This is a genomic window from Lachnoclostridium phytofermentans, from assembly GCF_000733755.1.
In the GTDB taxonomy this organism is placed as follows: Bacteria; Bacillota; Clostridia; order Lachnospirales; family Lachnospiraceae; genus Lachnoclostridium; species Lachnoclostridium phytofermentans_A.
In genome coordinates, this window is record NZ_JPOF01000006.1 from 236,395 (window position 1) to 251,672 (window position 15,278).

General features: G+C 33.0%; 12 protein-coding genes. 2 read left to right on the forward strand and 10 right to left on the reverse strand.

Annotation, left to right across the window (positions count from 1 at the left end; translation table 11 throughout):
* Positions 1-3: 3 nt before the first annotated feature.
* Positions 4-522 (reverse strand): hypothetical protein, encoded by a 519-nt coding sequence (locus CC92_RS0114470; RefSeq protein WP_029505016.1) that lies wholly within the window; start codon positions 520-522, stop codon positions 4-6.
* Positions 523-824: 302 nt separating this feature from the next.
* Here CC92_RS0114470 and CC92_RS0114475 point away from each other — a divergent pair, with 302 nt between their 5' ends.
* A complete protein-coding gene (locus CC92_RS0114475; RefSeq protein ID WP_051650915.1) occupies positions 825-1,823 on the forward strand; it encodes an Ig-like domain-containing protein in 999 nt (332 codons plus the stop codon).
* Positions 1,824-1,888: 65 nt separating this feature from the next.
* On the opposite strand, the gene CC92_RS0114480 is transcribed toward CC92_RS0114475, so the two are convergent.
* Positions 1,889-3,223 carry an MATE family efflux transporter gene (locus CC92_RS0114480; RefSeq protein WP_029505018.1) on the reverse strand — a complete coding sequence of 445 codons (1,335 nt, stop codon included), beginning with the start codon at positions 3,221-3,223 and terminating at the stop codon, positions 1,889-1,891.
* Between the two features lie 158 nt (positions 3,224-3,381).
* Here CC92_RS0114480 and CC92_RS0114485 point away from each other — a divergent pair, with 158 nt between their 5' ends.
* Positions 3,382-4,206, forward strand: coding sequence for a MerR family transcriptional regulator (locus CC92_RS0114485; RefSeq protein ID WP_029505019.1), 825 nt, complete (start codon positions 3,382-3,384; stop codon positions 4,204-4,206).
* A gap of 434 nt (positions 4,207-4,640) precedes the next feature.
* On the opposite strand, the gene CC92_RS22810 is transcribed toward CC92_RS0114485, so the two are convergent.
* The 8 genes from CC92_RS22810 to CC92_RS0114525 form a co-directional block, all read right to left on the reverse strand.
* Complete coding sequence (locus CC92_RS22810; protein WP_197035803.1) at positions 4,641-6,575, reverse strand: right-handed parallel beta-helix repeat-containing protein; 1,935 nt, start codon at positions 6,573-6,575, stop codon at positions 4,641-4,643.
* A gap of 506 nt (positions 6,576-7,081) precedes the next feature.
* Positions 7,082-9,640: a hypothetical protein gene (locus tag CC92_RS0114495; RefSeq protein WP_029505021.1), complete on the reverse strand. Its 2,559-nt coding sequence runs from the start codon at positions 9,638-9,640 to the stop codon at positions 7,082-7,084.
* Positions 9,641-9,786: 146 nt separating this feature from the next.
* Positions 9,787-11,697, reverse strand: a complete 1,911-nt coding sequence (locus tag CC92_RS0114500; RefSeq protein WP_242841371.1) for a peptidoglycan-binding protein — start codon at positions 11,695-11,697, stop codon at positions 9,787-9,789.
* Between the two features lie 523 nt (positions 11,698-12,220).
* Positions 12,221-12,418 carry a DUF6440 family protein gene (locus CC92_RS0114505; RefSeq protein WP_029505023.1) on the reverse strand — a complete coding sequence of 66 codons (198 nt, stop codon included), beginning with the start codon at positions 12,416-12,418 and terminating at the stop codon, positions 12,221-12,223.
* A gap of 84 nt (positions 12,419-12,502) precedes the next feature.
* Positions 12,503-13,108, reverse strand: coding sequence for a hypothetical protein (locus CC92_RS21075; protein WP_051650916.1), 606 nt, complete (start codon positions 13,106-13,108; stop codon positions 12,503-12,505).
* A 112-nt stretch (positions 13,109-13,220) separates the two neighbouring features.
* Complete coding sequence (locus tag CC92_RS0114515) at positions 13,221-14,177, reverse strand: tRNA dihydrouridine synthase (protein WP_029505025.1); 957 nt, start codon at positions 14,175-14,177, stop codon at positions 13,221-13,223.
* A 392-nt stretch (positions 14,178-14,569) separates the two neighbouring features.
* A complete protein-coding gene (locus CC92_RS0114520) occupies positions 14,570-14,956 on the reverse strand; it encodes a hypothetical protein (protein WP_029505026.1) in 387 nt (128 codons plus the stop codon).
* Positions 14,943-15,149: a hypothetical protein gene (locus CC92_RS0114525; RefSeq protein ID WP_155998504.1), complete on the reverse strand. Its 207-nt coding sequence runs from the start codon at positions 15,147-15,149 to the stop codon at positions 14,943-14,945. The genes CC92_RS0114520 and CC92_RS0114525 overlap by 14 nt, the downstream gene beginning before the upstream one ends.
* Between the last annotated feature and the right edge of the window lie 129 nt (positions 15,150-15,278).

The following is a 15,278-nucleotide window of genomic DNA, read 5'->3' on the forward strand; positions in this document are numbered from 1 at the left end:
ACCTCACCTTTCCCACCAACGAACTCCCATACGAATACAAGCATCTGTTACCTGATTCAGTATACGAAATTGGTATACCCATTCAGTTCCGGGAGTTAAGACAAGTGGCTTCCCTAATTCTTCATAAACAGTCTGATGCTTCGGTATAATATACTGATATAAGAGCAATCCATCCAATAAAGTTAGATTTCTACCAAATGTAATTTCACATAAACTAATCTGTTTTTCAAACGATAAGGGACTTTCAATTTGAATCTCGTGAGTCAAGAGTTCACCTTCTAGCTTTGCAAAAATATAAGCATCTACCCCTATAATTGCGTAGCTATAATTTATGTAACTAAGCTTATCCAATATCATGTCTTTCTTGGAAACGCTTGGATTACAGATTCTTACTTCTCCTAATCCATCCTTGCTAAAATTCAAATAATCCGTAGATGCGAGAAAATAATGATTCTTTGACTTCTTGTCGTTTGAAGCATCCTGCGGATTATACACCTTACGTTGTTCTTCCCATTCTTTCATACTCCTACGGACCTCCGGCATCTACATCTCATCCCATACTTCACTATTATATATTTTATGCGAGTCGCATAATGAATATGATAATTCACATTTCCCCAGTTCATAACATTCTTACTTTGCATCAATCATCTTCAACGTGATTTTTTCATGATTCTTTTCTTTATTCCCAGTCCATTCCGATTTAAATATAGTAAAAGCCAAATCATATAACATAATTTGACATTTTTATTGTTCTATGATAAGCTAGCTTTAGGTTTGCATTTCTAACTTGCATTATTCTCCTTATCTTATGGAGGATATCTATGACAAAAAACAATATCAAATTATTTTTCTTATCTTTTATCTTAATTTTCCTATGTACAACTCCACTCCATCAAAAGAAAATATCTGCTGCTTCCTATGTCATAGTCCTTGACCAAGACATTTCCTTAAATATTGGTGAGGATTATCAATTGATTCCACTCTCATTCACACTAGACATGCCACAATTTAAAAGTAGTAATTCTAAGGTTGCAACAGTCAATGCTTTCGGAAAAGTGATTGCCAAAAAACCTGGTACCGCCACGATCACAGTTACTGTCGGAAAAGAACGCACCACCTGTATAATCACTGTGAAAGAGACAATCATAACTCTAAACGCACAAAAAGTCTCCCTTGAAAATCGAGAGACTTATCAATTGAGTGCAACAACTTCAGATGGATCTTTTGTTACATATAAAAGCAGTAAAAAATCTGTTGCAGTTATTGATGAAACAGGTTTTATTACTGCAATAAAGCCAGGGACGACAACGATTACTGTCAGTGCAAATGGTTCAAAATCGCTCTGTACTTTAACTGTAAAAAAACCAACGATTAAACTAGACCGTTCTAGTATAAAGTTATTTCGTAACCAAAGCTACACTTTAACCGCATCTGTTTCTTCCCACATTCTCCCAACCTACAAAACAAATAAAAAGAGTGTTGCTATCGTAGATTCTTCTGGCACAATTACTGCTATGAAAAATGGAACTGCAACAATCACTGCTACAGTAGATGGTGTATCCACTACTTGTATCATAACAGTAAAGCAACCAGAAATAACATTAAGTCAGACAGAAATTTTTATGAAAAAAGGAGAAAGTAAAACTCTCTATGCGACTGTTTCTTCTGGAAATACTCCGATTTTTACTACAAGTAACTCCAATGTTGTTACAGTAAGCAACGAAGGGAAAATTTATTCACATAAAAAAGGTACTGCCTATGTGTATTGTCAAGAGGATGGTGTTAAAGTAAAGTGCAAAGTTATAGTGTCTGAATCGTAATATTAAATAATTTTATCAAGTAACTTCATTAACTCATTATTTCTTTGGAGAATAATGCAGCAAGCCTAAGCTCCATAATGATATTTTTTTCGATATCTAATTAGAAATAAGATACTAACAACAATCGTTAATGCTTCAGCGACGGTTAACGCAAACCATACTCCAGAAACTCCAAATATCATCGGTAATGAAATCAAGCCGGATACAATAAAAACAAAAGTCCTTAAAAAAGATAGAATGGCAGATATTTTACCGTTAGAAAATGCAGTAAATAGGGAACTAACAAAGATATTAATACCTGCAAATAAATAGTTTAAATTAAACAATAAGGAACCATCCATCGCAATTTGATAGACACTACTACCTCTTTTTGCAAATATAGCTATAATATAGGGAGCTAAAGTTATTGCAAGAAAACAAGAAACTATTGATGTTAAGGTGACAAACCATAATGAATATCGAAATATTCTTTTAATCACCTTTTTATTTTCACTTCCATAATTGTAGCTAAATACTGGAGCTACACCCATAGAGTAACCTAAAAATATTGCATTTAATAAAAATTGTGAATAAAGTAAAATAGTGATTGCAGCTACACCATCTTCCCCAAAGAAATGCATCATAATAATATTATAAAGGAATGTAACAATTGCGATTGCTATGTTACTTACCATTTCAGATGATCCATTAAAACAACTGTGTAGTAATACCTTACCATCATACTTTGGTTTTACTATCGTAAGCGTTCCTTTTCGGTTTACCGTAAAGTAAATTAAGCCGAAAATTGCAGGAATTGCAATACCGATACCAGTTGCCAATGCTGCCCCTAAAATCCCCATCTCCAAAGGTACGATAAATACATAGTCAAGAATCATATTGGCTAAACCACCAACAATGGTAACCGAAAGACCTAAACTTGGTTTTCCAGCTGTTACAAAAAAGTACTGAAATAACAACTGTAAAATACCAAAAGGAGCAAAGAATAATAAAACCTTAGCATAAGAATAACAATAAGGGAATAAGTTTTCATTTGAGCCAAGCATATAAAGTAAGGGTTTTAAAAATAATAATCCGATGATTAAGATCAAAACCCCAATGATTGCTCCAACCAATATAATTAAACTAAAATTCTCTTTCGCTTCTTTTTCTTTCTTTTCACCAAGCTTTTTTGCAATAACCGCACTACCACCGGTTGCTAACATAATCCCGATTGCAATGATTACATTATAAATCGGATAGACAATATTAACTGCAGAAAGTGCCTGCGTACCAACAAATCTAGAAACAAAGATACCATCCACCATAGTATACAATGACATAAACACCATCATAATCATACTAGGTAGGGCAAATTTGAGTAATGATCCAAAATGAAATTCTTTTGATAAATTATTTTCCATAGTTTCCTCCAATATCATCTGTAAAAGTTTATATATAGTTTCTTATAACAACCCAATTAATATTGCTTAACAATAATAATCAATCTAATGCTTGAATTGCGATACACCACTGGGTATAATAAAGTATAGGGTAACCCGATAGTCAAGAGGTAAAACGAATGAAAATTAATTTGTCAAATTATTTAACCACCGGAGAGTTTGCAGCTTTGGTTGGAGTTACAAAACATACCTTGTTTCATTATGATTCCATTGGTATCTTCTCCCCCGAGATTAAAAAGGAGAATGACTACCGCTACTATCATATTTTCCAAGTTGAAACATTTTATGTCATTACATCCTTAAAAGAATTGGGGATGTCCTTAAAAGAGATTAAAGTATATCTTGATACTAGAACTCCTGAACGGTTTATCACATTATTAGAAAAGCAGCAGGAAGATATCGACCAACAATTAGAACACCTTTTAGCCATGAAACAACTAATTTCAAATAAGATCAAGGTGACAAAAGACTTTTATAAAGCAGATATCACTGCTCTTACGCATAAGAATTATCCAGAAGAATTGCTATTAGTCACTACCGCATTACCCTCCTCCGATGATCGTAGTTTTTCTGAATCTTTTAGTAATCATATGAAATACTGTAATACCTTTGGGATTACTTCTCCATATGCAGTTGGACAAATATTAGATCGGAAAAATGCAGAATTAGGTGACTGTTTTTCCTATCATTATTATTATACTACGATAAAATCATCTCCTCCTGGTGCTAATATATTTGAAAAGAAAGCAGGTACTTATCTAACCGCATATCACACGCAAGGATATGATACCATTGATGAGACTTATAAACGTATCTTACATTATGCAAAAGAAAATAAGCTAATGCTTGATAATTATTTCTTTGAAGAAGTGATTATTGATGAGTTATCAGTTAAGGGTTATCAAAACTTTATTGTCTTATTATCTATCCGAATACAAACTTAAAAAGTAAACTTATTTTATTAAAAACAACAAAAACTGATTAACTAAATTAAGTACATGCAATCAAAAACTGATTAACAAAATTAAGTACATGCAATCAAAAAGAAGAAACTGAACCCTAGAGACTAAAGAGCCTCACGTAGGAGAATTCAGTTTCTTCTTTATACAATAATTAACTTCTAATGATAGATTTTTTGTTAGTTTAAATTAATAAGATCCAACTGTTCTTAAAAATAAAACATCCTATCAATTTCTAAATAACTTAACTTTTCTTAAACCAGTTTTTTCTTCATAATGTTAATAATCTATTATTGAAATAATTTGTAAAAGTATTATAATCCCAAAGTATAAAATTCCCAAAGTATATTCATAGGTTAACATAGATCGATTCGCCTAATATTTTGTATCTTGGTTTCATCCGATGCCAAAGCTATTCTTTAATTTCCAAGATTCGCTCCCATTGTCTTATATGCAGAAGAACTACTTAACTTTAAGAAACTACCTAAGTTGACGGAACCGTCGGAATTTCTCAATGTCTGGTGTAAATTTGTACTACTAGTTGGTGCTGATAAGGACACAAAGTCCGAAGTCTTAACACCTGTTGTATTTAATGTTCCATAACTTCCACTTCTTGAATTAACACTTGTAGTCGAAGTGATCAGATAGTACTTAGAACTATTGTAAAAGCTACAATTTGTAGCAGTTCCCTTATACTTATCACTTGAAACAGATTTTGTACTGAAGGTAATAATATTGGTAAAATAATTGTTGGATGAGTCTGCTCTAGCAAAATCAAAGTTGGATTTATTTCCATCAGCTAAACTATTATTAAAGGAAGTACAATTCTTTAATGTAATAGGACCAGGGTTTGAATTATCAGTGAAGCCATGATTTTTATTCTCAAATGCAATGCAGTTTTCTACGTAATGAGCTACTGCTATACTAGTTCCACCAAGTTTAAATCCATTTCCATCACTATTAGCGGTAAAGGCTCCTGTACTTGTTGCACCATTACGGAATGCAACACAGTTTCTTAAGGTTACACTACCAATCTTTCCGGTATCTGTCTTCGTATATAAATCCCATCCATCATCTACGTTATTATAAGCGATACACCCATCAAATACATTCCCTTCACCACAAGTTAATTTTGCAGCAAATCCGTCAGCATTTTCACCAGTGGCAGTATCAAAATTGTTAAAGGACGTGCAGTTTTTGATGAGATTATTTGCAGGCCAATCAGACATGCTTGACAAACTTGAAGTACGTCTACTGATTTGTAAGCCAGAGTCGCGATTAGCTTCTAAAACGCACATTTCTACAATGTTATTTTTTCCACTTACAAAGATACCATTATCAGCAGATCCATAAACACGGATACCGTAAATATGCCAATAATTTGCATCAAGCTGAATACCTCGTGCATTAGTTGCAGTATCACCATAAGGTTGAGAGGAGAAATTAAGCGTTACGCTTCCATTATTGTATGGCATTAATTTGATTCTTGCACTAGAGGTACCATTAATACCAACTGGAATCGTAATTTGTGTGTTATATGTATAGGTTCCTGATAACATATAAATGGTTTGACCAGCTTTCGCTGAACTAATCGCTGCTTCTAAGGACTTTGGATTGGAATAAGTACCACTTGCACTTGCTAAACCACTGTTAGAAACATAAACTACATCCGATGTGGAAGGTGTTGGAGTAGGTGCAGTAGTTACTGTTGGTACTGGTGTTTGAGTAGGTTTTACTGTAGGTGTAGGGGTTGATGGTACCGTGGTAGGTGTTGGAGTTAATGGTGTTATTGTAGGTGTTGGGGTTGGAGTCTGCGCCGAGTCTGTCTTAACTACCTTAAAATAGTAATAGCTAATCCCATCATCTGGTGGATAAATAACATAGGTGCCTGAATTAGGAATTGTAAATGTCATAGCTGTTATGTTATCCTGTACTGCTGTGTAACTTTCTAAATCTTTTCCGTTCCCATATAGAGTTACTCTTCTAGAACTACTTCCAGAACTCATCGCATAAACAGTTAATTGACCAGCTCCAGATGCAGTAAAAGAAATGGCTCTCTTACTAATAGTACCCTTACCACCGGATTTTACTCTCTGGGTGTAGGATACACTGCCATAAGACTTATTAGAACTATCTACTTCCCATGTAGATCCTCCTGCTATAAATGTAAATCCATTTACAGTAATATCAGATGTGTATTTACCTACTGTCATCGAAGTTGAAACATTTAATTCATGTGTTGTTGTCGTTGCTGCTAAGGTCTCTTCAGATTTCATCATAGGTAATAATAATCCGAACATCATGGCTAAAGTAACAACAAATGCGACTCGTTTGCTAATCTTCCCTAATTTCATATTTACCTCCATTTTGCGCTTCGCGCCATCCCATAATTAGAAGAAAGTAACCTTTTGATTCTCACACTTAGAAAGAAAATTTTTCATCTCATATATCTTTCACAATAGATGAGCTAATCATTTCTTTCTGTCTTTAAAAAACACGGATTAACACATAATTCAAATGGTACAACTAGGAATGAAACCCCTGACCTCCTTTCGTGTATAAAAAAGTAAGAATGTAAGTGATTACATATAGCACTCCTATGTTATCACTTTAATTCCTTAGGTGATCTTATTTACGTACAAAATATTAGTATCTTAATCATAAATGGATATGTAAGTATTTACAATATTCAACATGACGAAATAATATTACATAAATTGGTATTTATGCACAATTTAATCAAATTATTAGGAAGAATTATAACTAAAATGCATAATTTTTAAACTTATAATTCTTCCGGATTATACCTATGAATCAAACTATGATACTAATAAAAAAGAAGTTTGAAATCAATGAATTACTAAAAGCATTCGCATTCATAAACAAAAGAAGTGTCATCAAAAGAAAATAGAACATGATTTTTTTCTAACTCAAACAATGCTTCTCTCTGATCCTCAGTTAACCTTATACAATCGTCTATACTCTTTAAGTCTTCCAGTTTTACTTGGCGTCCACTTAATACTGTTGAAATTTGCTTTAGAATATCGTGATCTATTTTACTTGGTGTTGAATCGAATAAATAATAACTAAGTCCGACTTCGGTGGCTTGTTCTATGTAACGGTCAAAAAGTTCCAAGCGTTTATAAGATAGTGGGTTTTGTTTAGGAAATAATTCATGTAGACTATTCCAAGCAGTAATAAAATGAAATTCTTTCTCCCCCTCTTTCCTTTTTTTTGTACTTTGATATAATTTTTGAATAAGTAAGGCAAGATAATATTCTCTCTCCTTTAGGTTCGATAAAGACATAAGGTTAAGTATCGATTTTTGCTTTAGTATAGTAAAAAAATCAATACTTTGATGAACGTTGAAGATGCTCGCTTTCTTCCCTAATAATAATACCTCAAGTTTTGATCTTAGCTCCATATTACATTCATCTCTTATACTGTTATCTGATATTTCATTACGAATCAATATTTTTACTTTATCAATTAAGTCACTTAACATTGGAAATGCATTCACTGTATTTGTAAATGTATTCTCTCCAAACCATGAATTTTGACTTGTATCAATATCCCAACCGTAATCTGCATAACACTCATAACACCCTCGTTCCACGATACCTAATAAAGCGTCTGATAATGGTAATACCGTTTGAAAACAGAGTTTTAAAAAATCCACTTGCGTTTGGATCTGTTCATCTTCATAAAACTGAAATAAATTAATAGGAAAGATTCCAGTTTCATTATCATGTCCATCATAAATCCGAGAATTTTCAAACATATGATTCAGTTGCTCGTTACTCTTTGTATTTATGACTAGATAAGAAAAGCTGCTCTCTTCCAGAATGCGATATAATATTCTATTTATTAACTCTTGATCGGTACTAGATAGGAATATATTATGGGTTAATAATTTCTTCGTAAGTACTATTTTTTGCGATGTTATAATTTCTCCATTTTTTACATAATTTCCTATAATTACAGCATGAGCTTTGAAGCCATTGCTATCCACACAATAATCATTTAATAAATACTCCGAGGAGGGATTTATCGATGTAAGATTATTCGGTAAAGATACCATTATCCCTAATTCTCTACTTGAAACTAAATTTCCACCAAACGCTATTTCACAAGATAATACCTGAGAAAAAACCTTACGTGCTTTCATCTCCTCACAGGAAAAAGTTTTACAATGACAGTTTTGAATTTGAACATAATTTAAAAACTGAAAATTTTGAAAAGCGTTTAATGCGATCTCATTTTCATTAATACAAGTAAACTTTATTGGGACATTATTTCCGCTACTTCCAGAATAAATTGATTGAGTAATCGACTCTAGTTTATTTAAAACAGCTTTCTTATTTGTCTTTAAAACAGAACTATAAAGATACAATGAGCTTCCTAATGCATAATTCAGTCTTGGGTATAATACCGTCTGAATATAAGTTCTCCATTCTCTAGCACTCATATTTCCGAAAACATCCCTGATGATTGTGGAGTCTGTCTTCGTTAGAGTATTGGTATTACTTAATACATTACTAATCACACCTTGTGTAGTTTTCGACTTCACAGTACCATCTAACTTAATAATTTGGGAGTCAACGATTTCTTCTAACTCATCATTTTCTTCGATGATTTCTTCACCCTCGTTTTTCTCACCAATAATCGGTATTCCTGTTTGTGTTTGCCTGGTTTTTGAGAAAGTATCTATATTCAAAGCAGCACTCGTAAGATTATTAGAACAAGAATTAGCATTAGTATCGGAACATTGTTTCGTAATGATTTCTTCCGTTATCAGAGATAATAGATTATCAACTTCTTCTATTTGATCAATAAAACAAGCAATTTCTTGTAAGGTAAAAGGTTGCCCTATTACCAGATATACAAAATCATCCTCTCTCATGATGGTAGATATCCGGTCAATCCCTAAATTTAAGTTTGTTGTAGTAAGTACACCAGGCGTTCCCTCTACCATTGCATTGAATCTAAAACTATCAATTTCTTGAAGAAGGTCTGAAATCGCCTCCTGATTAATTTGAACTATTTCACTATCTTCAAAATTTCCAGTTAATGAGGTGTATAAAACTTCAGCACTGAAATCAACATTTCTTCTAATGAAGCCTTCATCTAATTGACATTCTAGATTGGGAGCTATTCCGTAAAAGAATCTTATTACTCCTTGAAATCCATATATGATGTAAAAAAAATTCGTTTCATTAATTGGTAACGAATTTAATATATTCTCTATGGCTCTCATTCGTTCGGCATCTGTAGATTCGCTTACATTTTCTACTTCAAATATTACTAATTCATTTGAATTAATTCTTTCTGTATTCTCTAGAACAAGACATGGCGTAGTAGAGAGGTACCAGTTTAGGCTATTATTTAAAAACTCTAATATTTGCTTCTCTAAATTCATAATTACCTCCAACTTACTTTCGTACTAGCTCTTTATAGTATATGGGAGTACTAATAGATTATGAAATTTATCAAGCAACAATAAAAAACAGCAAAGAGAGAAATTTGATAATTTTCTCTCTTTGCTGCTTCTTAAATCCTAATCAATTAATCAAAGATACGCCATGCTACGATAAAACGATTACTCCACCAAGAAGTAATATCACGATAAACAATTTTTCCACTTGAGGAAGAAGCATCGATTACCTTACCATTGCCTGCCGCAATACCAACATGTCCTCTAACAACAATGATATCACCAGCTTGTACATTCGATAAACTTGTAATTTTCTTATATTTACCAACATTTCTCCAACCACTTGATGTAATATAACTTTGTTTAACACCAACCTGATTTAAACACCAATAAATAAATCCGGAGCAATCAAATGCATTCGGTCCCTTTGCTCCAAGAACATATGGAGATCCGACCTTAGATTTCGCAACTCGAATTAATTCACTCACACTTCCACTAACTGTTCCGCTATTGGAATTACTGTTTGAAGAATTGTTATTGGATGAACTGTTATTTGAGTTGTTGGATGAAGAATTTCCTGAATTATTGGAGTTAGAAGATCCGCTGTTGCTATTGGAATTACCAGAATTATTACTTCCGCTGGAAGTAGATCCTGCTTTCACAACATCTGAACTTGTTAACTTTGTCATGGTCATAACGCCAACATTACCATCAGCAGATAAACCATTGTTCTTCTGAAAACTCTTTACCGCATCTTCTGTAACTTCACCAAAATATCCGGTCATGTTGTCAGAAGAAATATATCCATATTTATTTAATAATTCTTGAACACGCTTAACTGCTTCACCACTATCACCAAGCATTAAGCCGTTTGGAACTGCACTAGAGCTGTTTAATACTTCTCTCGTTGAAGGTCCTAAGAAACCGTCCACTACAAGGTCATTTCTTGACTGGAACTGTTTTACTGCTATTGATGTATCATTACCATACTTACCATCTGGAGTCGTTGTAAGATAACCTAGTTCTTTTAATCTCTTCTGTGCAGCTAATACGATATCTGACTGTTCTCCATAAGCGATAAGGTTTGGTTTCGCTTCTTCACTATAGAGCAAGTCCACCGTCATCTCACCAACTTTACCATCTGAGGCAAGACCGTTGTTTTCCTGCATTTTCTTTACAGCGCTTTCTGTTACATCGCCAAAATGCCCTGTTACCATATCAGCAGAAGCAAGATATCCCATTTCATAAAGACGTTGTTGGATACGCTTAATATCAGCACCATCCATACCTAATTTAGCAGCATAATGTTTCGCGCTATCCGATAATAACATCTCATAGGTTTCTGGTCCTAAGATGCCATCTTGTTTTAAATCAGATTGTCTCTGAAACATCGTTACTGCATCGGCAGTAATAGAGCCATAATAATCAGTTGGTTCCGCATCCTCCATAAAGCCAAGATCCATTAATCTTTGCTGAATTGTCATTACTGTGCTATGTCTCACACCAATCGTATAAAACTTAGGAGCTGGTTCTTCATCAACAATAGGCTCCTCTTCTTTTTCAAGAGTATCAAGAGGTTCCTCTACGGACATCACCGTAGTATCCTCATTTGCTCCTTCCGCAGAGGATAAAATATCTGAAGTATTATTTTCGTTAGATAAAGCAATATCTGCTTGATCAGATTCCCCTTGAATATCGTCTGAGTTTTCTTCTAACGAATTATCTTCATTCTCTTGACTCTTTGAGTTCTCTTGATTTTGAGTCTTATTAGTATTCTCTGTATTTAATGAAGAATTATCTTCTTCGCCCGGATTATCTAATGAAAATGTACCAATCTCATTCTCAAGACTTCTTGGATTTACATTTATTAAACCAGGTGTTATATCAGTGAAACTAAGTTGTTGTGCAACAAGTGCTCTTGCATTAACCTCCTGCGCATTATTCATTGCTGAACTATTCGGAGTAGCTACTGCTGCTCCTAAACCAACTACAGCGCCTACAATAGCAATTCTTAACTTATTTTTTCTCATAAATGGTAACATGAGTTCTGTTCCTTTCCCGACTTTATAAAGCCTTATCCAATCTAGTATTCTTATTATTGAAATTTCGTTAACATTCAATTTTGTGCTTTTTAAAACTACTATTACAATTGTACTACGTAAATGTGTCGTAATTATGACAAATTTATTAACTTTTATCTAGTTTTTCTAATTATACAATGTATTTCATAATTTGACAATATTATTCTACCATATTTATTCCAATGTGAAAAGCTTCTTTTAATAATTTTGTTAAATTTATTTAATAGGATAGTTATAAAAGAGAGAATAGCTAAGATATTGTTAATAAATATTTCTACTTATGTAATATATCATAGCTATCTCCATCTCTCATCTATAGCTTCTTTGTTTAAACTATAGATGAAAGAAGAATATAGCATCTTTGTTTAAACTATAGATACGAGATGGAGATAACCTCTTAGTTCAAACTATAGAAATAATAAAAGAGATAACTCAGACTCATTATTAGGTTGCAACCTTTCGAATCTTAATTATCTCTTTATAATTATTTCAAGAATCCATCGTTATATTTATTAATAGGTGTTATCACAGGCTTACCTTCGTTATCTAACAAAACAGTTAATCCACCAGCGTTTCCATAACAATGAAAAAGATAATTCACTCCGGTTTCTCGATCCACCCAAATTTGGCTCACGTTAGAAAATCCTTGTGAATAGGTCTTTATAAAACGTTCACTATCCATGGTAATCCTCCTTTTTTATCTACATAGGATATTTTCTTCTATAATAATGAAATATTTCATAACCCCTATTTCCTCTGTTTTCTGTTAACGAAGAACAATTATTACATTAGGCTGTGTTATAGCAGGAATACTCCTCGTCGTTCTACTGAATAAAACAATCATATATTTATTCGATATATTACCACAATAAGGTGTACCTCGATCCTCATTTATAATATACGTATTATTCGTAACCTCAAGTTGTAATTGATTATCTTGACTTACTAAAAAGCAGTCAAAAAAATCAGCTTTTACGAATCGTCCAGGTAACTCTAGAGCAATCACTCTGATTTGATAGCGAGGAGGATAAATTAAAGGCATCGGCTGCATAGGATCATAAAAACCAACCACTTTTGCTCCAACTTCATCATAAAAACAATCCACAAAATACGTATTTGCACTGAGAATAAAATGAACCTCATTATTATTTTCTGTCTGTATGGAAAGATCATAATACTCAATACAATCTTTTTTTTGTTCTGAGTATACGGTGTCAATATGAACAATCGTCCCGTAGATAGCCACTAATCCACCTTCTTGATTATTCCTACGCATCTGTTCTTCCCTTGGTATTGAATAATCACATTCCTCAAACTCTTTTGTATTATATAGGTCCTTTTCACGGTAACAAAAATCTTCATTAAAATCCATAACTGTAATCCTTATCCTTATCCTTCTATTTAACATATGCTGCATAGAATCATTATGTCTATTGAAAGACAGCTTAGTAAAAACTTCTTAATCCATCTTAAAATTATAGACCTTAAGAAAGATAACCTGCCCCTTTTTTTATCTCTTGTTCGAAAAATAAGTTTTCGACCGCTCTTTCATAATCCGAAAATCGCTCCGCTTTTCTAATCTTTTTTCTATACTTCTCATCATCGGTAAACATGTATGCCCAGTAATGCCATACTTCTTTCATCTTAAATAATACATCACGGTCACCAGACAAAATACGTTTATATTCTATTACTAAGCGTTCATGAAACTCTTTTAAGACACGTTTATCTAAACCCACACCTGATGTAATTTCTTGTATCAGAGCTGGGTTTGCGATAATTCCTCTTCCAAGCATGATTGCATTCACCTGTGGATATTTGACGATAAAGTTTTTATAATCATTCACAGTAAAAATATCGCCATTATAGCAAACCTCATGTTTGCTTGTACTTAATCCTTCCGAAAATACGGTTAGATTCGGTGTATTCTTATAAAAATCCTTTTGAATTCTTGGATGTATAATTAACTCTTCCAATGGATATTGATTAAAGATTAACATCAGATCCTGAAACTCATCCGGATTATCTAGTCCAATTCTTGTCTTTATCGAGATCTTTGTGACATTTGCATTAAATACCTCTTCTAAAAAACGATTTAATTCTTCTTTCCTAGCTAAAAATCCAGAACCTTTGCCTTTTGCCACCACGGTTCCAGACGGGCAGCCAAGATTTAAATTAATCTCATCGTATCCAAACTCCTTTATCTTTTTTGAAGTCTGTATAAAATCATGTGCATTGTTCGTTAATATTTGAGGGACTACATTCATCCCTTGGTTATGTTCCGGTTTAATATCCTGTAATTCTCTTGTTTTAAAACTTACACTTTGATTTGCTACTATAAATGGGGTAAAATACTTGTCCACATTAGGAAAGTAAGAATGATGAATATTTCGATAAATATATCCAGTCACACCCTCCATTGGTGCGAAATAAAACTTCATATATTAAAACTCCTTGATCTATACAAATATAATAAAATCTACTTTAAATCTTAATCATTATTGGACTTAAAGATCTCTTTTCTTTAATTCCTGTTCATTATATGGTTCACAGTTTCGCTATTATTCTTGACTTCTTCATCTAATAACCATATCTACGCATTCAGCACTCATTTTTCTTAACCTTAAAGTTAACAAGGTCATAGTACTTTTTCAAATAAAAAGTACTACCTTTTTTGTGTAGAATGTAGTTACCAGAACAAACAAAAACACGAAAGTATTTCATTGCTTATGAACATTATACTTTATTTATTTCAAATCATTCAATACCAATCTAACAATGTCAATGCGAATAGTTTAGGTTAAAGATAACTGGAATAAAGCTACATCATCTATTAATGAATCATAGGAGGATTTAAAATAGTTTCTTTAAAGTTTTTCTTTAGTTCAGGTTCTGTATTCAACCAGTCTTGCATGCAAGTAAATAATAACATTCTACGATGTTGATGGTTATCATTATGAATAAATCCATAGTCATCTATGCAACGACTGAAACTTTTTAAGGTCTGATTCATCTGGTTCCAAGCAACTTTTATCTCAGTATCCTTGCACCAGTTCGTAAAAAAATCTATTTCCTGCTCAAATCCAAGGTTAGAATCCTCAATCTTTTCTTGAAATGACTTAGTAATTGTATGAGATTTTCCTGTCAGCTTTCCCCGATGATAAACTAACTCATCTGTTAGTTCAGCACTTTCAGGATTCTTACCTTCACAATAATCCATAACATATGCTGCGTAATTTTTCAGTTTCTGGAAATGCTAGAATTTTTAGTACTTTTTTCTTAGAATCCTCTTCATATGTAAAAACAGTACCATCTGAATCTTCTCTTCCACCACCTAGAAAGATTAAGGCAGCGTCATCAATGGATAATTTCTCACAGATCTCTCTCTTTGCATTATCTGTTAATTTTATCATAGTACCCTCATTTCTGTAGAATAACTTTCTTATTATGGTGTTATTTTCCATCATCGCTTCTTTCTCAATTTATCGATTATCGTACAGCTTATCGTCAGCATATTGCCATGAAAAGATTACTACCCTACC

Excerpts from the sequence above, each read along its gene's own strand:
- CC92_RS0114505 (WP_029505023.1), bottom strand. The coding sequence starts at position 12,418 with ATGGATAGTGAACGTTTTATAAAGACCTATTCACAAGGATTTTCTAAC.
- CC92_RS0114500 (WP_242841371.1), bottom strand. The coding sequence starts at position 11,697 with ATGTTACCATTTATGAGAAAAAATAAGTTAAGAATTGCTATTGTAGGC.
- CC92_RS0114475 (WP_051650915.1), top strand. The coding sequence starts at position 825 with ATGACAAAAAACAATATCAAATTATTTTTCTTATCTTTTATCTTAATT.
- CC92_RS0114485 (WP_029505019.1), top strand. The coding sequence starts at position 3,382 with ATGAAAATTAATTTGTCAAATTATTTAACCACCGGAGAGTTTGCAGCT.
- CC92_RS0114515 (WP_029505025.1), bottom strand. The coding sequence starts at position 14,177 with ATGAAGTTTTATTTCGCACCAATGGAGGGTGTGACTGGATATATTTAT.
- CC92_RS21075 (WP_051650916.1), bottom strand. The coding sequence starts at position 13,108 with ATGGATTTTAATGAAGATTTTTGTTACCGTGAAAAGGACCTATATAAT.
- CC92_RS0114520 (WP_029505026.1), bottom strand. The coding sequence starts at position 14,956 with ATGGATTATTGTGAAGGTAAGAATCCTGAAAGTGCTGAACTAACAGAT.
- CC92_RS0114495 (WP_029505021.1), bottom strand. The coding sequence starts at position 9,640 with ATGAATTTAGAGAAGCAAATATTAGAGTTTTTAAATAATAGCCTAAAC.
- CC92_RS0114480 (WP_029505018.1), bottom strand. The coding sequence starts at position 3,223 with ATGGAAAATAATTTATCAAAAGAATTTCATTTTGGATCATTACTCAAA.
- CC92_RS0114525 (WP_155998504.1), bottom strand. The coding sequence starts at position 15,149 with ATGATAAAATTAACAGATAATGCAAAGAGAGAGATCTGTGAGAAATTA.
- CC92_RS0114470 (WP_029505016.1), bottom strand. The coding sequence starts at position 522 with ATGAAAGAATGGGAAGAACAACGTAAGGTGTATAATCCGCAGGATGCT.
- CC92_RS22810 (WP_197035803.1), bottom strand. The coding sequence starts at position 6,575 with ATGAAATTAGGGAAGATTAGCAAACGAGTCGCATTTGTTGTTACTTTA.